This is a genomic window from Nocardia aurantia, from assembly GCF_009604425.1.
In the GTDB taxonomy this organism is placed as follows: Bacteria; Actinomycetota; Actinomycetes; order Mycobacteriales; family Mycobacteriaceae; genus Nocardia; species Nocardia aurantia.
Genome location: NZ_WEGI01000019.1, coordinates 98921 through 119549, shown reverse-complemented (window position 1 = coordinate 119549; position 20629 = coordinate 98921). Strand labels below are relative to the sequence as shown.

General features: G+C 68.6%; 13 protein-coding genes and 1 pseudogene. 5 read left to right on the top strand and 9 right to left on the bottom strand.

The features are described from left to right. The first annotated feature begins 2921 nt into the window (after nucleotides 1–2921). From NRB56_RS35325 to NRB56_RS35315, 3 genes are all read left to right on the top strand, one after another. Nucleotides 2922–4220, top strand: coding sequence for a hypothetical protein (locus NRB56_RS35325; protein ID WP_153348702.1), 1299 nt, complete (start codon nucleotides 2922–2924; stop codon nucleotides 4218–4220). A 3-nt stretch (nucleotides 4221–4223) separates the two neighbouring features. Continuing rightward, nucleotides 4224–4730 carry a hypothetical protein gene (locus tag NRB56_RS35320; protein ID WP_153348701.1) on the top strand — a complete coding sequence of 169 codons (507 nt, stop codon included), beginning with the start codon at nucleotides 4224–4226 and terminating at the stop codon, nucleotides 4728–4730. 244 nt (nucleotides 4731–4974) lie between these two features. After that, nucleotides 4975–6138 carry a spirocyclase AveC family protein gene (locus NRB56_RS35315; RefSeq protein ID WP_153348700.1) on the top strand — a complete coding sequence of 388 codons (1164 nt, stop codon included), beginning with the start codon at nucleotides 4975–4977 and terminating at the stop codon, nucleotides 6136–6138. A gap of 28 nt (nucleotides 6139–6166) precedes the next feature. Here NRB56_RS35315 and NRB56_RS35310 read toward each other — a convergent pair whose 3' ends face one another. Continuing rightward, a complete protein-coding gene (locus tag NRB56_RS35310; RefSeq protein ID WP_319943993.1) occupies nucleotides 6167–6979 on the bottom strand; it encodes a putative protein N(5)-glutamine methyltransferase in 813 nt (270 codons plus the stop codon). A 31-nt stretch (nucleotides 6980–7010) separates the two neighbouring features. Further along, nucleotides 7011–7892: a YdcF family protein gene (locus tag NRB56_RS35305; RefSeq protein ID WP_319943992.1), complete on the bottom strand. Its 882-nt coding sequence runs from the start codon at nucleotides 7890–7892 to the stop codon at nucleotides 7011–7013. 198 nt (nucleotides 7893–8090) lie between these two features. Here NRB56_RS35305 and NRB56_RS35300 point away from each other — a divergent pair, with 198 nt between their 5' ends. Continuing rightward, nucleotides 8091–8942: a bifunctional 5,10-methylenetetrahydrofolate dehydrogenase/5,10-methenyltetrahydrofolate cyclohydrolase gene (locus NRB56_RS35300; protein WP_319943991.1), complete on the top strand. Its 852-nt coding sequence runs from the start codon at nucleotides 8091–8093 to the stop codon at nucleotides 8940–8942. Nucleotides 8943–8996: 54 nt separating this feature from the next. On the opposite strand, the gene NRB56_RS35295 is transcribed toward NRB56_RS35300, so the two are convergent. Then, nucleotides 8997–9803 (bottom strand): L,D-transpeptidase, encoded by an 807-nt coding sequence (locus NRB56_RS35295; protein WP_153348698.1) that lies wholly within the window; start codon nucleotides 9801–9803, stop codon nucleotides 8997–8999. A gap of 150 nt (nucleotides 9804–9953) precedes the next feature. Then, complete coding sequence (locus tag NRB56_RS35290; protein ID WP_153348697.1) at nucleotides 9954–10613, bottom strand: cyclodeaminase/cyclohydrolase family protein; 660 nt, start codon at nucleotides 10611–10613, stop codon at nucleotides 9954–9956. 183 nt (nucleotides 10614–10796) lie between these two features. On the opposite strand from NRB56_RS35290, the gene NRB56_RS39510 reads away from it, so the two are divergent. Then, nucleotides 10797–11834: an LLM class F420-dependent oxidoreductase gene (locus NRB56_RS39510; RefSeq protein ID WP_153348696.1), complete on the top strand. Its 1038-nt coding sequence runs from the start codon at nucleotides 10797–10799 to the stop codon at nucleotides 11832–11834. 2654 nt (nucleotides 11835–14488) lie between these two features. On the opposite strand, the pseudogene NRB56_RS40595 reads toward NRB56_RS39510, so the two are convergent. The 5 genes and pseudogenes from NRB56_RS40595 to NRB56_RS35260 form a co-directional block, all read right to left on the bottom strand. After that, nucleotides 14489–14728, bottom strand: a pseudogene (locus NRB56_RS40595) (DUF6531 domain-containing protein); the annotation flags it as partial. Between the two features lie 118 nt (nucleotides 14729–14846). Further along, the gene (locus NRB56_RS35275; protein ID WP_194291109.1) at nucleotides 14847–16076 is read right to left on the bottom strand and encodes an ADP-ribosylglycohydrolase family protein; all 1230 of its coding nucleotides are present in this window, start codon (nucleotides 16074–16076) and stop codon (nucleotides 14847–14849) included. 180 nt (nucleotides 16077–16256) lie between these two features. Next, complete coding sequence (locus NRB56_RS35270) at nucleotides 16257–19532, bottom strand: putative T7SS-secreted protein (protein WP_153348693.1); 3276 nt, start codon at nucleotides 19530–19532, stop codon at nucleotides 16257–16259. Nucleotides 19533–19534: 2 nt separating this feature from the next. Continuing rightward, entirely contained in the window at nucleotides 19535–20128 is a 594-nt protein-coding gene (locus NRB56_RS35265; protein ID WP_319943990.1) for a type VII secretion target, read from the bottom strand. Nucleotides 20129–20214: 86 nt separating this feature from the next. Then, nucleotides 20215–20592, bottom strand: a complete 378-nt coding sequence (locus tag NRB56_RS35260) for an STAS domain-containing protein (RefSeq protein ID WP_406603575.1) — start codon at nucleotides 20590–20592, stop codon at nucleotides 20215–20217. Nucleotides 20593–20629: the final 37 nt, after the last annotated feature.

The following is a 20629-nucleotide window of genomic DNA, read 5'->3' as shown; positions in this document are numbered from 1 at the left end:
CCACCCCGGAAACCGTGAAATACGGTGCGGCCCACCCGAACCCAGCACCACCCGCCGAGACGGCGCACGTCGGCTCCCCTCAGCCGGACACCGCGCGTCCGCCCGATCGAGCGGAACGGGATGCCGCCCGATCGGACAACCCACCCGTATCCGGCGGGGTGAAACACGCTGCCGGTCCAGTGGACCCGGCTCTTTCATCCGGCGTGAAACACGCTGCCGGTGCCGTGGATCCGGAGCTTCCTTCCGATGCGGTGAAACATAGTGCAGCGGAACCGGACAACCCGATCTCGCCGGAAACAGTGCACTACGGTGCATCCCGATCGGGCAACCCATCCGTATCCGGCGGGGTGAAACACGCTGCCGGCGCGGTGGATCCGGAGCTTCCCTCCGATGCGGTGAAACATAGTGCAGCGGAACCGGACAACCCGATCTCGCCGGAAACAGTGCACTACGGTGCATCCCGATCGGACGACCCATCCGTATCCGGCGGGGTGAAACACGCTGCCGGCGCGGTGGATCCGGAACTTCCGTCCGATGCGGTGCACCACGGTGCAGCGGAACCGGACAACGCGATCTCGCCGGAAACGGTGGCATACGGTGCTTCCCGATCGGAAACCGAGTCGCCGGTCGACGCGGCCAGACGCGATGGTCCGCACTCGGATGCCGCCGTGGCGTCTCCGGGCAAGCCTCCCTTCCCCAGCCCGGACCAGCTGTCCCGTGGCCCGGCCACTCCACCACCGTTCCCGCCCCACCCGGGTACCCCGCCGATCCCAGGGGCCCACCGATCGCCTCCCGGCCCGATGCCTGCCGGTCCCGGCGGTACCCGTCCGCCACGTGCCCACGGCGGACCTGCCCCGCAGCACCCGGCCGGTCCCGATCCGAGCCACCCCGGTCAGTTCCCGCCGCCGGTCCCCGGTGCGGTCCCACCGCGCCCGCAGGGGCCGGGACCCGTTCCGCCCCAGCATTTTTCCGGCGGCAACGTGGGTTATCCGCCCCCCGGCGCACCGGGAATGATGCCATCTCCTTCGCAAGGCGGCCCGATGCCACCTCCTCCGCAAGGCGGCCCAATGCCACCCCGGCCGTATCCCGGCCCGAATCCGGGTTATCCGCCTCCTCCGGGCGGCCCGGGAATGATGCCGCCCCCGCCCGGCGGCCCTGTACCGCCCCGGTATCGGCCCGGCGCCGGTCCTGTTCCGCCCCAGCCGTTCCCGGGCGCGAACCCCAACCTGCCACCACCGGGAGCCCCCGGAACACCTCCTCCGCCGGGCAACCCCATGCCGCCGCAGTACCGCCCCGGAGCGGGACCCGTTCCGCCCCACCACTTCCCGAGCACCAACCCAGGCTTTGCGCCGGTGCCGCCGGGCGCACCGGGAGCTGGTCCCGGTTATCCGCCACCGGGTGGCCGAGGCGTCGGCCCAGGCTACCGGCCGCCGCAGGGCTCCCAAGGGGCTGCTCCGGGCTCTACGCCGCCGCAGGGTTCCCAAGGGGCTGCTCCGGGCTACGCCCCGCCACCGCCAGGTTCCCAAGGGGCTGCTCCGGGCTACGCGCCCGGTGCCCAAGGGGCCGACCCGGGTTATGCGCCTGCGTCGAGAGGTCCGGGTGCCGGTTACCCGTCTCCGCCGGGAACGCCGGTTGCACGTCCGGGACATATGCCGCCGCCCGGAGCGCCGGGTGCCGCCCCGGGTTACCCGCCTCCTCCGCCCTTCGACGGCCGCCCGCACCCCGCCGGTCCGGGCACCCCGCCGCCGGGCTTTCCCGCCACACCGGGATCGGCTCCTGCCCAGCAGTTTCCGGGAAGCCCCGGATACCCATCGTCACCGGGAGCTCCCGGCATGCAACCGCCCCATTCTGCGCAACGCCCGCCATCAGCGGGCCCGGGCACTCCGCCCCCGGGTTTCGCCGCAATCCCGGGCACACTCCCGTCGAGGCCGGGAAGCGACCGGTCCGTTCCGCCGGCACTCGGCCACGAGTCCACAGGCCCCGGAGCCGATGCGTCACAATCGCTTTCGTCGAGCGACATCGGCGATGATCCCTTGTCGCCCGGCAGCGCGGGTGATGGCCGGTCGGTGGGGACGGAGTCCACACCCCCTCGGTCGCAGCTGGATTCGGCGCTGCGATCCGAAGGACTTCCGATCTCCCTCGGAAGCGCGGACTCGGTGGGTGCCGGATCTGCATCGCCGCCCCGGCCGAACAGCGAGGAAGTGACACCGTTGTCGAGCGATTTCGATTCGAGTCCGTCGCGGCTGTCCGCGACGGCGAAATCCGGCGATCAACCGCTGGTGAGCGGGCACATCGGCTCACCGCCGACGAGATCGCTCGGCGACGAAGGGGCGATTCCGTCACCGCTGCCCGGAGGCGGGGCAAGTGCACCGCCACCTCTGCCGGGTAGCGCTGGGACGGCTTCGACTCCGCCCCCGTTGCCGAATAGTGCGGGGCCGGGCCATGTTCCGCCGCCGCTGCCCGGCAACGGCGGGCCGGGCGCAATGCAGTCCCGGGTCTCCGACGGTGAGGGCGCGAGTCCGCCTCCGCTTCCGGGTAGCGCTGGGACCGGTTCGGTACCACCCCCGCCGGCCGGCGGCGCTCGGCCGGGCCCGGTGCCCCCACCACTCCCGGGCAGCGCCGGGTCGGGTTCGGTGCCGCCGCCGTTGCCGGGCGGCGCTGGGTCGGGCCCGGTGCCCCCGCCGCTCCCGGGCGGCGCTGGGTCGGGCCCGGTGCCGCCGCCGTTGCCTGGTGGTGCTGGGTTGGGCCTGGTGCCGCCGCCACTCCCAGGCAGCGCTGGGTCGGGTTCGGTGCCGCCGCCGTTGCCCGGCAGCGCGGGGCCCGGTTCCGTTCCGCCACCGTTGCCCGGCCGCGGGGGGCCGATGCCGCCTCCGTTGCCCGGTGCCGGAGTCGGTGTGGCGCAGCAGGTTCCGGGTGGTGGGATGGCTCCACCGCCGCTGCCGGGCTCGGGGCCCGGGATGATGCCGCCGGCGTTCGGTGTGGGGGTCGCGGTGGCGCTTCCGGTGCCCGCCGGCGAGCCGGCGCCGGAAGCGCCTGCCGCGGAATCGGTTCCCGCACGACCGGATCGCGGGATGCTGCACAGCACCGAGGCCACGCGCACCTATCCGTGCTCGGCGTGCGGCGGGCAGTTGGTGTTCGATATCGACAGCCAGAAGCTGCGGTGCCCGAGTTGCGGCAACTACAACGAGATCAGCGTGCCGCGCGAGCCCGTGGTGGCACGGGATCTGCACGAGGCGATGGTGGAGTTGCGGGATTCGCAGGCCACCACCGAGGGGCCGCAGGTCACCGGCGAGCGTGAGGTGAAGTGCCAGAGTTGCGGTGGCACCACCACATTCGTCGGCAGCCTCACCGCGACCCGATGCCCGTACTGCGCCACGCCGATTCAGCGTGACGACGTGCACGAGGCCCCCGCCCGGCTGCCGGTGGACGGCGTGCTCCCGTTCCGGGTGAACGAGAAGCAGGCGCGCGAGCTGGTCGAGAAGTGGGTGGCGAAGAGGTGGTTCGCGCCGACGGCGTTCAAGAAGTACCGGCGGCTGGGCTCGCTGGCGAGCGTCTACCACGCCTACTTCACCTACGACGCGGACACCTACAGCTGGTACACCGGTGAGCGCGGCGTCGACTACACCGTCGAATATCGGGACAGCGACGGCGATCTGCAGACCGAGATCCGCACCGAGTGGTATCCGGTGTCCGGCGAGGTGGGCAACCAGTTCGCCGACATGCCGGCGCTGGCCAACGAGGATCTCGACCACGGCAAGGTGAAAGCGCTGGAGCCGTGGCCGATCCACGAGGCCACCGGCTACTCGCCGGAATATCTCGCCGGCCATCTGGCCCGCACCTACGACCGGGACGCCGAGGAGACGTTCCCGGAGGTGAGGAACGAGATGGAGGGAATGATCGAGAGTTCCGTCCGTTCGCAGATCGGCGGCGACCGGCAGCGCATCCACTCGTTGCAGTCGAACTGGAACGCGCTGGCGTACAAGCACATTCTGCTCCCGATCTGGCTGCTGACAGTGGTGTACGCGAATCAGCCGTTCCGCGTGTACATCAACGGCCTCACCGGCGAGGTGCAGGGCCGGCGGCCGTGGAGCAAGGTGAAGATCGCGGTCGCGATCGTCGTCACGGTCCTCGTCGTGGTGCTGGCACTCGTGCTGTATGCGAAACTGCACTCGCACGGCCACCATGTCAGCCATCCGGTTCGTCCGACCACCAGGCGGTAATCCATGATCTTCCTGCTGATCCTGCTCGCACTGGTGGTGATCGTCGGCGGTGTGATCGCGGTGCTGGCGGTGGTCACCGCCGGTCAGCGGCGATCCATGGCGGAGGAGAACGAGGTGATCCCGGGCACGCCGACCCGGGCGCCGACCGCCTGGGCCCGGTCGCACGACGTGGAGGCCAAACTACATCGCCGCCTGCGCGACGCGATGACGGCCCTGCACGCCGTCGCGGCCTACGACACGGCGGCGAGCCTGTCGATGCGGTCGGGCCTGGAACAGTCGGCGCTCGCGGTGGACCACCACCTGGTCGCGGTGGCCGCGCTGCCGCGCCCGCACCGCGAACGCCAGCTTCCCGAGGTCACCCTCGCGGTGGAGACCATCGAGGCAGGTGTCGCCGACTACACCACCGCCACAACGAAACCCGACCTCAGTGCCCTGGAGGCCGACCTCACCGCCGTCCAGTCCCGCCTCGACGCGGTGACCCAGATCCGCCGCACCCTCGACGCGAGCTGATCCGGGCCTCGGGACCGCGCACCCCACGACGCTCACGCCGAGCTCCCCGAATTCCGGGAACGCTCGGCGTGAGTTCGTGTGCGGCAGAAACTTTTTCACCGCCAGAGCGACGTCCCCGATGGCGGTCTGCCACCGAAATCTGACCCGGATTTCCGAATCCAATCTGCTTCTCAGATACTGACCAGTATCTTGAAGGGGGTGCGGTTGCGGAGGTGGGCGCGGCCGGGCGGAGAAGGAGAGTGGCATGACGAGCAACAAGTCGGACCTGCGGAACCCGGCGCCGGTCGTCCCCGGTCCGATCGAAACGAACAGCGGCCCGAGCAAGCCTGACGACCCGAGGATTCGGCCGGTCACGGTGTGGGCGGTCGTCGGTGGCGTCCTGCTGGTGTTCCAGCTGTATGTCTGGATTCGGTGGATGACCGGACCCTATTTCCACGCGGTGCCCGTGGGGCCGGACGTTCCGCCGCTGTACATGAAGATCCCGCTGGTGGCGAACGCGGTCCTCGCCTGGATCGGGCTGCCGTTCGCGATCTGGTGGTTCCTCGTCCGGCCGTGGCGGCGTACCCGGCAGTTCACCCTGGACGGCCTGCTGATGGTGTCGATGGGACTGATGTTCTTCCAGGACCCGCTGCTCAACTATCTGAACACCTGGTGCACCTACAACACATGGATGCCGAACCGCGGCGCGTGGTCGTCGGACATTCCCGGGTGGGTGTCGCCGGAACTGCCCGGCCATCAGGTCGTGGAACCGCTGCTGACCAATGTGCCGGGCTATTCGTTCGGCAATCTGCTGTTCGTCATACTCGGCTGCGCGGTGATGCGCAGAGCCAAGACCCGCTGGCCCGGTCTGCGCAATGCTCAGTTGATCGGCCTGGTCTTCGTTTTCAATTTCCTCCTCGATTTCGTGCTCGAGGGCCTGATCTATCTGCCGACCGGCTTCTACGTCTATCCCGGCGCCATTCGCGCGCTGTCGATCAGCGCCGGCACCTATCACCAATGGCCCGTCTACGAGGGCGTGATGTGGGGTGGTGTCCTGACGGCGCTGTGCTGCCTGCGCTATTTCACCGACGACCGGGGTCGCAGTATCGCCGAACGCGGCCTGGACCGCCTCCACGGCGGATTCGCCCGGGTGCAGGCGACGCGCTTCCTGGCGGTCTTCGCCGCCGTGAGCGCCTGCTTCTTCTGCTGTTACAACCTGCCCGCGCAATGGTTCGCCATGCATTCCGATCCCTGGCCGGCCGACGTCCGGCACCGGTCCTATCTCACCGGCGGCAACTGCGGCGACGGCACCGATGTACCGTGCCCCGATCCGATTCTGCCGATGCCGACGAAGCGTTCGGGCTATATCGACACCGACGGCCGGCTGATCCTGCCGGACGGCGTGGCACTGCCGAACCAGGGGGAATGACCGCCGCAGTGCTTTCGGCTGCCCGGACTCAGGGCCGTATGCCGCACACGACGGTCGCGCCGAGGTCCTCGGATTCGCGGACGCTCGGCGTAAGTCCATGGGCGGCAAGGATTTTCACTGCCACGGCAGCCTGCTCCGCGCCGGTTTCGACGAAGACGCCGCCACCGGGTGCCAGCCAGTGGCCGGCCGCCGCGGCCACCCGCCGGATCAGGTCGAGCCCGTCGGCGCCGCCGTCCAGCGCGGTGCGGGGTTCGTGATCGCGGGCCTCGGGCGGCATGTGCGCGATCGCCTCGGTCGGTACGTAGGGGGTGTTCGCCAGGAGCAGTTCGACTCGCCCGGCCAACCGCGGCGGCAGCGGCGCGAACAGGTCGCCGCAGTACACACTCGCGCCGAGCGGCGTGAGGTTGGTGCGCGCGCACGCGGCCGCGGCGGGCTCCAGATCGGCGGCGGTGAGCTCGACGCCGATGCCTGCGGCGTGCAGCTCGGTGGCCGCGGCGAGCCCGAGAGCCCCACAGCCGCAACACATGTCGAGCACGACACAGTCGCGCGGCGGCCCCGAGCGGCGACCGGAGCGGGCCTGCTCCACGGCCTGCTCCACCAGATACCCGGTGCGCTGCCGCGGCACGAACACCCCCGGTGTCACCGCGACCCGTAACCCGCGAAATTCCGCCCAGCCCAGCAGATGTTCCAACGGCTGCCCGGAGACCCGTTGCGCCACCATGGATTCCAAATCGGCGGAGGAGGCCGCCGCCGCGATCAGCAGGGCCGCCTCCTCCTCGGCGAAGACGCAGCCCGCCGCGCGCAGCCGCGCGACGAGCGTCTCCGGATCCGTCACTGTCACCCGTCCATTCTCGACAGGTGACCCGGGTGGCCTACCGGCCGGGGGGCAGCATCATGACCCGGCTGGCGTCGATGTACATGCCGCGCTGGGCGGAGCGCGCCGGCGGCATCAGCTGGGCGGCCCACTGATCGGTCGAGGTCATCGCGCCCACCACATGCACACCGGCGGTGATGAAGTCGGCCACCGCGCGGCGAATGTGGTTGGGAGAGGTCACCAGTACCGCGGCCCCGGCCCCGGCGCCGCGCAGCAACTCGGTGCTGAACAGCGCGTTCTGCACGGTCGACCCGGCCCGGTCCTCGACCAATACGCGCTCGGCGGGGATGCCGTGGCCGATCAGCCAGCCGGCCATGGCCGCCGCCTCCGCCACGCCGTTCTGCGGGTTGCCGCCGGTCACCACGATCGGCGCCCAGGGCGCGGCGATCGATTGCAGCCAGGCGGCTTCCAGCCGGTCCACGAGTTCCTCGCGCATGCTGCCGTCGGGCAGCAGTCCGTAGCCGAGCACGACGATTCCGGTGTGCTCGCCGACCAGCGCCGGCAGCGGCATCGGCACGGTGGCGACCGCGGAGGCGACGGCGCCGAGCATGTTGCGGGTCCCACCGGCGGTGCCGGGGTCGACGGCGTCGAGCCGGTGCAGGGCGACCTCCCGGGTGATCACGTCACCGGTGTAGTCGGACCAGATCGCCTGCAGGGCCAGGGCCTGCGCGTCGTCGGGCGATTCGTCGAGCAGCCGCCGGAGATCGTCGAGGCCGGCGGCGTCCTGGCCGTTCATGAAGTGGGATTGCGCGGAGTTGTAGAGGTCCGCGGGGTCGGCGGTGGCGACCGCGGTGCCGAACAGCGCCGGGCCGGTCACCGTGAGGGCGAGCGTGGCGAACGCCACCGCGGCCAGATCCTTGACGCGCATCGAGAGACTCACAGGTCGACCTCTTTCTGACGAATGGGTCACGCCATGTGTTGCTGCCGGTTGTCTGCGGAACCGACCGGACCACGATACGGCCCGGATACCGGGCCGTCCGGCATTCTCCGGCGGAGATTCACTGCAAACTTGCACTCGATGCGCAAACCGGGTGCGCTGCGCGCCGGCCGGACGGCGACGCCCGATAAGGTTTCCGACGTGGACACGACTTCGCTATCGGGTAAGGAACTCGCCGCCGCCGTCAACGCCGACACCAAGGAACGCGCCGCCGCCCTCGCCGCGTCCGGCGCCGCGCCGCGGCTGGCGCTGGTGGTGGCCAACGACGACCCGGCCAGTGGCTGGTACGTGAAATCGCTGGAGCGCGCCGCCGGTCGGCTCGGAATCGACAGCACCACAACAAATCTCAGTGTGACCGCGAGCGCGGAGGAGATCCGCGCGGCCCTGCGCGCGCTCGGCGCCGACACCGCGGTCGACGCGGTGATGCTGCAGACCCCGCTACCGGCCGGGGTCACCCTCGACGAGGTGAGCCCCGAGATTCCCGCCGCGAAGGATGTCGACGGGGTGAGCCCGCTGTCGCTGGGCCTGCTGGCCACCGGCCTGCCCGGTTTCCCGCCGGCGACCGCGCAGGCCGTGGTGGAGCTGGCGAAGTTCCACGACATTCCGCTCACCGGACGGCATGTCGCGGTGGTGGGCCGCTCCAACGTGGTGGGCAAGCCGCTGGCGCAATTGCTGCTGGCCGAGAACGCGACTGTGACCGTGTGTCATTCGCGTACCACCGACCTGCCGGCCGTGACCTCGGCCGCCGATGTCGTGGTGGCCGCTGTCGGCCGGGCCGGCCTGATCACCGGCGCGCACGTGCGCGAGGGCGCGGTCGTCATCGATGTGGGCACCAACGAGGGTCCGGACGGCAGCATCGTCGGCGATGTCGACGCGGATTCGGTGCGCGGCCGGGCCGCGGCGCTGAGCCCGGTGCCCGGTGGTGTCGGCCCGGTCACCACCGCGCTGCTGATGCGTCACGTGCTCGAGGCGGCCGAAAACGCCCGGGGCTGAACGGATCACGGCCCGGACACCGATCGGTGTCCGGGCCGTCTCGCCGGGGGTGGGTCACCAGTGCGAGGTCACCAGATCGCCGATGTTGACGTTCGAGTAGTACCAGGCGGCATCGTCGGGCGCGAGGTTGATGCAGCCGTGGCTGACGTTCTGGTTGCCCTGCTCGTCCACCGACCACGGCGCCGAGTGGACGAAGACGCCGTCCCAGGTCAGCCGCTCGGCGAATTCCCCGGTGATCAGGTAACCGTCCGGATCGCTGAGCGGGATACCGATGGTGCGCGAGTCGAACTCGACGGTGCGGAACTTCTCCAGCACCGGGAAGATGCCGACCGGGGTCTCCCGGCCCGGCCGTCCCATCGAGGCGGGCATCACCCGCGGCGGCTCACCGGGCATGAAGACGGTGAAGGTGTGCGCGGACAGGTCCGCGTCGGCGGCGATACCGCCGTCGGTCTCCAATCGGCTGTGCGTGGTTCCCACGGTGACCGTGACCTGGCTGGCGGCGGGTAATCCGCCGGTCGGACGCCAGACCACCTCGCGGTCGCTGTTCCAGGTGAACTCTCCGGGCAGCACACCGGCGGCCGCCACCGAGACGGATTTCTCCGCCCGGGCCCGATCGCCGACCGCGTCGGTGAAGCGGATCGTCACCGGCGCGGCGACGCCGACCGTACTGCCGTCGGCCGGCGAGATCGACGCGACGGGATAGGCGGCCGCCGGCGTCGTCAGGGACGCTGCCGACAACGACGTCAGCGAGGACGCCGTCTGCGAAGAGATCGGCACGGTCGCTGTCGCGGTGCCGGGAACGATGGTTGCGAACGCTGCGATCACGGTCGCCAGGAACAGATTCCGCATCGTGTTCCGCATGGCTTCCACTCCTCCGAGGGGCTGGATAATCAGACGCTCAGTCTAGAGTCGGATGATCATGCCGCGTGTCTCGTGAAGTGGTCATCGTGACCAAAATGCCGCATTCGCAAGCACTTTCGTCGTCGTCGAGGTCGGGGGGATGTCCTCCGGTTACCGCGTCGTAATCGCGGTGACGACGTCGGTGTGCAGCGCATCGGCGCGAGCCACGATTTCCTCGATTGTCCGCAACGCTCCGGCGAACTCGGCGCCCTCGCCCGCGGCCAGCGAGGCCACGTTGATCGCGATGTTGAGTTGCGAGCTGGTCGCGGCGGCGCGGGCCGCGTCGGCCGCGGCGCCGATATCGGTGATCACGTTCGGGTTGCCGATGGGGAGCAGGTCGGCGGCGAGGCTGAGTACCTCGTCGGCCTCGGCGACGACCGCGGCGGGCACCCGCGCGGCCTCCAGCAACGCGGCGGTCACGGCGGCGGCGCGGGTGGCGGCCTGCTCGTCGGACTCCTTCGGCAGCTTGTAGGCGGCCCCGACCGCGGTGAAGGCGGCGGCGTCGGCGTCGGCCAGCGCCAGCGACCTGGTCCGGGCGGCGTCGGCGGCGGCGATGATGCGGTCGATCGTCTCGCGATGCGCGACGTCCTTGGCCCGGGTGGTGTACCTGGCCACCATCGCGATCAGGGCGGCGCCCTGCGCGGCGTGCAGCGCGGCGACCGCACCGCCGCCGGGTGCGGGGATCTTGGCCGCGAGATCGTCCAGATAACCACCGACCGACACTCCCGCGAATGTCGAAATCGACTGCGGCGAAGCGGTTTCGGCAGACATCGACGGCCCTCCTGAACGAACGGTCGGTGCGCATCGGATGATGCGCGTCCGAGCACTACGGTACCGGGTGCCACGCGGCTGCCCGCGACCGCCCGAACGGCCCGTCCGGCCGTTACTCGAGGTTCACCTCGAGTAAGCGGGGGTAGCCCCGGAGCTGCGGCGCAGCGTGGGTATGGTCGATTCATGCGTATCGGACTGGGCATCAACTATGCGGGCGGTTTCAAGGAAGTGGCCGCCGAGGTCGCCGACCTGGAACGGGCCGGACTGGACATCGTCTTCGTGCCCGAGGCGTACTCGTTCGACGCGGTGAGCGCGCTCGGCTATCTCGCCGCCAGGACCGATCACGTGCAGCTGGCCTCGGGCATCCTGCAGCTGTACACGCGGACCCCCACGCTGACCGCGATGTCGGCGGCCGGCCTGGACTACGTCTCCGACGGCCGCTTCATCCTCGGCCTCGGGGCCTCCGGCCCGCAGGTGATCGAGGGCTTCCACGGCGTGCCCTACGACGCGCCGATCGGCCGCACCCGCGAGGTCGTCGAGATCTGCCGCCGGGTGTGGCGCCGCGAGCGCCTGGAGTTCGAGGGCAAGTACTACCGGGTGCCGCTGCCCGCCGAGCGCGGCACCGGCCTCGGCAAACCGCTGAAGCTGATCAATCATCCGGTGCGCGAACGCATTCCGGTGCTGCTGGCCGCCCTCGGCCCGAAGAACGTGGAGCTGGCCGCGGAGATCGCCGAGGGCTGGCAGCCGATCTTCTTCCTGCCCGAACGCGCGCACGACGTCTGGGGCGACGCACTCGCGGCCGGCCGGGCCCGCCGCGACCCGTCGCTCGGCGAACTCGAGGTGTTCGCCGGCCCCGCCCTCGCCATCGGCGAGGACGTGGAACCGTTGCGCGAGTTCGTGAAACCACATCTGGCGCTGTACATCGGCGGCATGGGCGCCAAGGGCAAGAACTTCTACCACACCCTGGCCACCAAGTACGGCTACGGCGCCGAGGCCGACCGGATCCAGGAGCTGTACCTGGCCGGCAAGAAGGAGGAAGCCGCGAAGGTTGTGCCGGACGACCTGGTCCGCGACATCTCGCTGATCGGCCCGGCCGGATTCGTGAAGGAACGGGTGGCGGCGTTCGCGGCGGCCGGCGTCACCGTGCTGAACGTGGTACCGATGGCCGCCACTCCGGCCGACCGGGTGAAGCTGATCGAGCAACTGCGCGAACTGGTCTGAGCATCCGCCGGTCCGCCGGCGCGGAGATCGCCTGAATCGGCCCCGAGCACGTACCCGGAGTGGTCGGGGCCGGTTGCGAGATCCGGGCCGACGCTTCGGATCCCGGCAAGGTTGTGGTATCCCGGGTTGTGCCGCGGGCCGGTTCCCCGATCCTGGCCTGTGAATCGTTGCGGCACAGCGCCGACGGAATGCTCCCACAGCACTGTCCCGGCGCTGTCCGCGACCTGCCCGGACTGTGGGTCCACGAGTGCGGTCGGCACACCGGCCGGGTCGGTCACGACTGCGAAGAATTGCCTGCCGAGTTCGTTCCGGTCGACATCGTAGGTGATCGGTGCGCACGTGCCGGGCTCGTAATTCCACCGGACACTGCATGATTCGGTGGATTCTTCGATCGGTCGTATGCCGTCCCAGCTGTGATCGATGTGATCGAGGACATCCCCGTCGGACGTTCGGTGCTGTGTGGTGGTGCGGCGCCCGTAGGCGTCGTAGGTGTAGTGCCGGTACCGGCCGTCCGGGGTCCGCACCTCGATCAGCTGGTCGAAGGCGTCGAAACGGTAGCGCACGATGTCGGAGTCGAGCAGTGCGCGGTCCACGACTTTCTCGACCGTGATCCGGCCGAGCGGATCCAGTTGATAATGGCGATGAATCGGCTCGTTGCCGGCCACATGCTGGATATGGGTGACAAGGTAACCGTCAGGACGGTAGCCGTACTCGTCGTGGAACAGCCGCCGCGGGGCGGGACGACCGCTGACGCCGAGGTTCAAGGTCGTGCCGGGAAACGCGGTCACCGTGCGCGCGTCGACTTGCCCAGTGCCGCTCGGCAATCGGGTCAGCTCGAGTTCACCGACCCGCCACCCGGTCGATCGCCCGACGGCGTCGTAGGTGAAATCGACACGGTAGCCGCCGGTTTCGAGCCCGACGACGCGACCGTCGTGGTCGTACATCCATGCGGTGATCGAGCCGCCGGGACTCGTGCGGCGGACGAGTCGCTGATGAATGTCGTACTCGCATCGCACCGGCGGCCGGTCGTCGACCTGTTCGGCAGCCAGGTGGCCGCTCGGCGTGTAGGTGCGGGTGAGGGTATGGGTGCACCCGTCACCGGTGCCGGTGACCGCGTTGACGATCCGACCGGCCCGGTCGTGGCCGAAGCGGCGATATTCGCCGGTGGCGGCGACGATTTCGACGGCGCGGCCGAGCCGGTCGTAGGAGTAGCGCCGGGTCACGCCGGTAGCGGGGGTGACAGTGGCGACCCGGCCGGCTCGATCGTACGTGTAATGAGTTGTAGCACCGATGGAGTCGGTTTCCGACACCATGCGCCGGTGCCGGTCCCACCGGTAGCCGGTGGTGCCACCGTCGGCGTCGACACGGGTGGCCGGCAGGCCGAACGCGCCGTAGGTGTACCGGGTGACACCACCGGCCCGGTTGGTATGCGCCGTCAGGTTTCCCGCGCCGTCGTACACCCAGGATTCGCCGAAACCGTCGGGATCGAGACGGCGAGCGAGCTTTCCGGTCGCCGTCCATTCGTAGCTCGTGCACCCGCCGCGGGAATCGAACAGCGCGATCGGCCGGCCGAACCCGTCGCGATGAACGACTGTGACCGCACCCGACGACTCCGTCACAGCCACCGGCAGCCCGGCCGGATCGACCTCGAAGGCGGTACGAGTGCCCGTCGGACCGGTAACGGTCGCGATGCCACCACCCCGATGACAGCTGTACCCGGTGCGAGCCCCGCCGGCATCGACGATGGCGGCGAGATCGCCGTCCTCGGTCCATTCCTGTTCGTACACAGCGCCATCGGCGTCGATCAGGCGCGTGGCGCGGTGCCGGACATCGTATTCGGCGGTCAGCTTCGCACCGTCGGGCCGGGTGATCTCGGCGATGTCACCATCACGGGTGTAGCGGTACCGGGTGACCCCGCCGTCCGGCGCGATCACCGTCAGCGGCCGCCGGTCCGTGTCGTAGTCGATGTGAGTACGGCCGCCGGTCGGATCGCTGTGGTCGCGCAGCCGATGGTCGAGGTCGAAGCCGTACCGCGTCACGGCCCCATCGGCATCGGTCACAGCGGTGAGACTGCCTGTGCCATCAGCGAATCGGATGTACCGGAAGTCGGCGTCGAGAATCCCGCTGTTGCTCCGCTGCGACACCACACGACCGGCTCCATCGAACCGATTGATCCTCTGATCCCCAGCGGAATTCGTCCAGGACACGATGCGCCCCATATCGTCGTAGACGAAGTTCGTCGCGCTACCGGCAGCGTCGGAATCCATGGTCAATGTCCCTGCGGTGTAAGCGAATTCCCGGACCGGTACGGCAACGCCCCGGTCGTGCACCGACAGCCGGGTGACGCGACCACCGGCAGTGCGCACGGCGACCCGATAGCCGCCGGAATGAACCACTTCCACGGGAATGCCGGTGGAGTCGTAGTGGAAGCGGACGCGGTTGCGATGCCGATCGGTGATCGCGGAGATGGCGTAGTTCCCGACCCGCGATTCGATACCGCCCGATCCGGGCTCCGGCGCGAAATGCCAGATCCTCTCGCACCACGGGTCCCGGACTCGGTAGGCGGTGCCGCTACGGGTCAGGGTCCAGCGCTGCCGACTGCCGATCGGTTCGACCGAGGTGTCCTCGGGCGCATGGGGATAGGCGAGCATGACCCCGCTCTCGCCGAGGAACGTGACCCCAGCGTCCTCGACCACCAGTCGCACGTCCAGCGTCGACGACCACGATCGGCCGAACCAACGGCCGAACCGGTAGCCCGACAGGTGCGATCGCCGCAGCACCAGCGCGAGCATGCCCGGGAGCTCGACATCGATCTCCCGCAGCAGGAACTCGCCGGTCGCGAGGTCGACCAGGTTGTCGGCCACGGTTTTCTGATCGTCGAGTCGGTCGTGCATCGAGCCGGACCGACTGGCATGTTCGTATGCGCCACGGTCGTCGTCAGCGCGTTCCTCCGGCGTGCGATTACCGTTTTCCGGCACCGATTCTCGTTCCCGTCGTGTCGTCGATGCTTGCTCAGGTCGGTGGGTAGCGCCGCAGCCATTCGGTCTGGTCCAGGACATCGCGGAGTTCGGTGGCCAGATCCTGGCCGAGGCGATCTAGGGTGTGCGTATATTCGACCGGATCGCGGAAGGCTGTCGGGATGGCTTGAACTCCGTATTCGGCGCCGATCAGCATTCCCGTGGCGGCGGTGACTGTGGTGCGATGCTCGTCGGGCGCGTAGTTCAACGCGAGTACGAGTGCTTCCCGGATATAGTCGCTGACCATCGCGCAGTAGAGGGCGATGGCGAGTCCTTCGGCTCCGTCGGCGCCTCCTCCCGGGAAATATTTGCGCAGGTTGTCGGTTTGGGTGGGTGTCCATTCGTTGCGGAGCAGATTGACGGCGGTGTCGATCATTGTGCGGGTTCGCTCGTGGCCGGGCCAGGCCGTGAGTTGCTGGTATCCAGCGGTGAGGCAGTCCATGAATTGGTGGCCGCGTATCTGCTGGTGCAAGATCACGGCGAGTACGCCAGCTGGCAGGTAGTCGTCGGGGTGCGGATGGCTGAGCGCAGCAATGGCGACTGCCAGACTGAACGTCTGGGACAGATCCTCTGACCATACTGCCGCCAGTGCGCCGCGGAGCAGTACGTCGGCGCCGCGGGCCGCGCTGCGGGGAACCGCCGGTGTGGACATGACCCCGGAAGCGGCGAATTGGGTCAGTGCATCGATGATCGCGGCGTCTTGGCTGAGAATGCCGATCTGGAATACGGTTTCCTCCGACAGGGTGCCGTCGGGCTCGTCCTTGTCACCGGCGTTGCGCGCGTAGGGGCCACCGTACCTTCGCCACTCACCTGATGCCTCCCAGTCTTCCTGCATGTGATAAAGCCAGCGCTGATAGGCATGTTGAACTGCCGACACGGGATCGATGTGGCGACCGAATCGTCGTCCTCCGACAGCGCGAGTGAGTCCTTCGGCGCAATATGCCATCAATTGACTGACGCTCGATGAAATCATGTTGTCGTCGGGCAGATAGTCGATCAGTTTCTCCTCGACGTTCACTGCGCCGCCAGAATTCCATGGGAATTTGGTCAAGCCATGGAAAGTGGCCGCAAATGCGTCTCCTACGCCTGCGCCGACGAGAGCGCCGCGTAATTTCTCCGACCCGGTGGGAATCAGGAGATGCTTCATCTTGTTGCTGCACCCGCTGATCTCGTCCGAGCGGGCACTGTATTCCAGTTCAGCTTCCAGTGGCGCTTCTACATCCACGTAGTGTTGGTTGTAATCGCTGTTTTCGACGTCCCGGCTGTCGGGTCGGAAATCTACTCTGTTCCGCCACCGAGTCGACCAGTCCGCGTGCCAATTTCCATGCTTCAGGCTTCGCCGGGCACTTTCATCTGCAGGCCACCCCTTGGGTCTGATCCGCGAATCCCTCATCCCGCTTTCTCCCTATTCGGCATTCATCCTCTTAATTCCATGCCACGAGATATTTTCGACCGGATCTAGGAATACGTTCTTGCCGAGCCACGTCATTTTCCGTAACTGCTCGGGGGGTATTCCTACCGGTCGGCCGAGCTCGGTGATTTGCTTGGGTGTGGTGAAGTGGGGGGAGCCCACTTCAAAATTCTTGTGCAGCGTCTTCGCGTCCTTGATTACCTGTTCGACATCTCTGATCTTCTTCTGAAGAGCGATTTTTTCGGGCCCATTGGGAGCGGTCGCGACCTCCAGCCGGAGTTGATCGAGGTTCATCTGTTCGCGACGGATCTCATTGCCCAATCGTGGGCGAATGGTACGGGCAGCTTCCTCTCCGTTCTGAAATTCGAACCCTTGGCGCGCCCAGGCATAGCTGCCGACGTCGATATTCGCCCTGAGCAGGACCTCTTCGACCCCCGAGTCTCGATACCATGCGAACATGGCATTGTTCATTTCCGTGGCGAAACCTTGACCCTGGACAGATTTCTGCAATACCAAATTCGCGTGGTGCGCGCTCAGGTGGCCCGCTCTGTTCTCAAATGTGCGAGTGGCATGCCCCACCCGCATCCCGTCGGCGTCGAAGATCTTCATCTCGACGTGAACAGCCTGGTAATCGCCATAGATATGGTTGACGCGGACATGCAATCCGCCGTACTCGCCACCCATCGCCTGCTGAAATTGCGGGAGCGAGGTTGCCTTGTCTACCTGAAAGCCGTCCGGCGGGAACAGGTCGCGGAGATTCGGTCTGGGTCCGGCTGGGCGGTTCGGCGGTGCACCGTGCCCGGAACTGACTGGTTCTGGATGCTCGGCGTTCATCTGTCCGGTGTCCGGGTGCTCGGTTCGTCTAATCTCCGGCCGATTCTCGACAGGCTCTCGTGGCGCCGGTGCGCGGTCCGGATCGACTGGGCGCATCGGTGGCTCGGGCCGAACCCCGGCTCCCGGCGAGGTGTCACGCAGGGCGTGCTCGCTCCCTGGTCGAGCCGCAGGGTGGTCGCGCGGCGAATTATCCCAGGAGGCACGCGCACTCGACGTGGCGGGTGAACTATCGCCTGGACGATACGGATCCTGCGGGCGTGCGGGGGGTTCAACTGTGCGGGCCGGGTATTCCGGCGGCCGGGCAGTTCGGTCGATCGCGCGTTCCGTGGGTTCGATCGGTCGAGCGCTACGCTCCGCCGGAGGTGTCCTGGGTTCGGCTGGGCGGCTGGCGGATTCGATCGAACCGCCCGGGGGATCGGCCGACCGATACGGATCGGCGGGCTCCGCCCGGTGAGCCGGTTCCGGGCGATCCCACCGGACCGGATCGCGACCGGTCGGCGATACCTGTTCGGGACGAGCCGCAGCAGGGCGTCCGGCATCCGGAACAACCGCATCCGGATGGGGGCTCGGCCTGCCGGTCTCGGGGCGCGAACTGTTCTGCCATACATCGTCGGGGCGCGATGAGGTCACTTCACGGAGTTGCGGTGCCGGACCCGGATGTACCGGCTCGGTGCGGCTGCCGAGTCCGTGTAGGGAGCTACCGGCATCCGGTTGCGGTGCCGTGGCATCGACCGGGTGCAATGCGCTGTGCTCGAGTGTTGTGCCTTGTGCGGCAACCGGATTCGAACTCGGGGCAAATGGGTGTGTTCCGCTGACACCGGAACCTTGATTCGCGGGCGCTTGATCGTGCGGACCTGCCAACCGGGCGTGCGCGGCATCCGGGCCGGATGTGTGCACCGTGGGGTGGGCGGCAGGTGTGTCCGCCGACGAGTGCGGGGCGGGCTGGGCGGGCGGCGAAGGTGCCTCGGCAGTGTGCGCGGCGGGTTGCGCGGGTGCCGGGGAAGCCTCGGCTGTGTGCGCGGCGGGTTGCGCGGGTGCTGGGGAGATGTCGGCTGTGGGTGCCGTGGTTCGGGGTGCGTCGGATATGTGCGCGGTGGGCTGGGCTCGCGATGTCGGCGTGTCGGATACGGGTTGCGGTGATTCTGTGGATGGGCGGGCGGCGGGTTGTGCCGGCGCTGTGCCCGCATCGTGAGTAGAGCGCTGGATCGGCGGATCGGATTTCGGCGTAGGAACCGATTCTCCCGCCGCCGGTTTCGGCAACTCCGCGATGTGGGGTGAGTCGGTGCCCGGGTGCGGGGCGGTGTGCTCGGCGGTGTTTCCGGCAACCTGAGCGGCTTTCGTCGCGTCGGCGGCCTCTTCCACCGCCGTCAGCGCCGGTTTCGCGGCCCCGGCCCCGCCGGTGCCCACGGTCATGAGCGTGTTGCCGGTCAGCGAACCGAGGAATTCGGACGGGTCCTTGCGCGTGTCCTTCAGGAACGAGTCCACCGTGGCGCCGGGGTCGGCGGTGGCGATGACCAGGCCGGTGCCCAGATCGGCCATCCCTTGCAGGTATTGCGCGGGATGGGTCATGTTGTAGGTCTCGTACGGGTCGAGTTGGCGTACGAACTGCTCGATCCCGGTGAAGCTGGTGATGAGGCCCTTGGTGAAATGGGCACCCGCGTCGTTCAGCGCCGAATACGTGTCGTCGACGTCGTCGAGCAGGCGTTGTGACAGCGGCGGCGTGTCGGGGGCGGTAGCGGTGGCGGCCTTCAACCCGGATGCCGCGGTCGACGCGGCGGCGTCCCGGTCGGTCCGTGCGCCGCGCAGGATTTCGCGGGCGTCGTGGCGCATCGCGGTCCAGGTGTCCACCAGCGGTGTGGACTTTCGCTGGTCGGCCGACAGGGCGTTCCACGCGGTTTTCCTCGAAAATTCCTCGGCCGCCGCCTGATTCCACTTCGCGAGCGCGTCGGCGGCCCGGCCCTGCGCGGCGGCGACCGCGTGACCCCAGGTGTCCAGGATGCCGGCGGCCTTGTGCATGGCGTCGGCACCGGTCCACCAGAGCTTCGGCTGCTTCTCGAACTCGGTGTGAAACCCGCGCGCGGCCTCCCCGATCCAGTCCGAGAGGTCGATCTTGCGTAATGCGTCGCCGGTCTTCTCGATCGAGTCACCCATCTGCTGCAACAGATCGTGGACGTGACCGATGGCGGCGGGATCGCCGTGGATCAGCTCTCTGGGGTCGTCGGTGTCGCCGAGTTCGCGCTCGGCGACGTCGGCCCCGTGCGCGTCGGCCACCTGATCCGCGACGTGATCGAGTTGTGCGGCAACACCGTTCGCGCCGAAGGCCCGGGCCACCGAGGCCGCCGCCGTATAGGGGGCACTCTCGGCCTTGCCCTCGAACCGGGTGACCGCGTCGTTCGCTTTGCCGAGCGCATCGCCGATGCTGTCGAACAGGCCCACACCTATTGTCCCCCTTGCCCGTCGACGATCTGTGCCGCGCGCGCCGCATCGCCGGTCCGCCAGTGCGCCGGGAACCCGATGTTCCCGGCCGCGTCCGGGGCGATCGCCGCGATCGCCTGCCCGTCCCGCCCGATGTGCGCGGCCATGTCGTCGAAGGATCGCGTGCTGTAGTCCGGATGCAGGAGGTCGCTGATTCCGTTGTCGGCCAGCGTGTCCGTCATCGAACGGCTGTCGATCCGCTCCTCGGACAGGTGGGGGTCGCCGATCAGATCGGCGATCGATTCCTTCAACGCCGCCGCATTGGTCTGTTCGATGTCGTGGAACTGCCCCGCCGCCAGGCCCAGGATCTGCGCGATCGTGTTCCCGGCCTGTACCAAGGACCGGATGCCCCACGACCATCGGTCGGTGAACGTCGAAAACTGTTGATGCACAGCCTGTTCACCGGCCTGCAGGCCCGACAGGCGGAGCATCGCGAACCCGCGGCCGGTGGTCGCCGCCTCGGTCGTCCCGATGTCCGACAACTCGCCGATGATCGCGTCGATTCCGTCCGCGGCCTGTCGCAGCACCGCCGGATCGACCTTCATCCGATCCGCCACAGCATCCCCTGTACGACGACGAAACCCCTGTAGACCCCGATTACACCATCAACGCAACGCCCACACCGAGTGAACGGACAGCCGGTTCAGTTCGCGCGCAACGCGCCGAGCGCCTCGTCCAGCGTCCGGTGCACGGCGAACACCTGATCCAGATTGGTCATCTTCAGCTGGCGGCCGGTGGCCGGTCCGTCGGCGACCACCACGATGCGGGTCGAGCCGGCGCGCTGGTGCGCGGCGACCAGGGCGGCCATGCCGGCCGAGGCCAGGAAGCTCACCTGGGACAGATCGATGATCAGCGCGGCGGGGGCGCCGCCGAGTGTGGTCTCGATCGCGGTCTCCAGCGTGGGGGCGGTTGCCAGATCGACCTCGCCGGCGACCGTCAGCACGGTCGCCTCGTCCTGCACGGAGACCGAGGTGGTCATCGCATCGGCGAGGGGATACGCGTCTCCGGAAGTATTGGTCACAACAGAACAATCTGCCATGAACCAGCGCTTCCCGCTG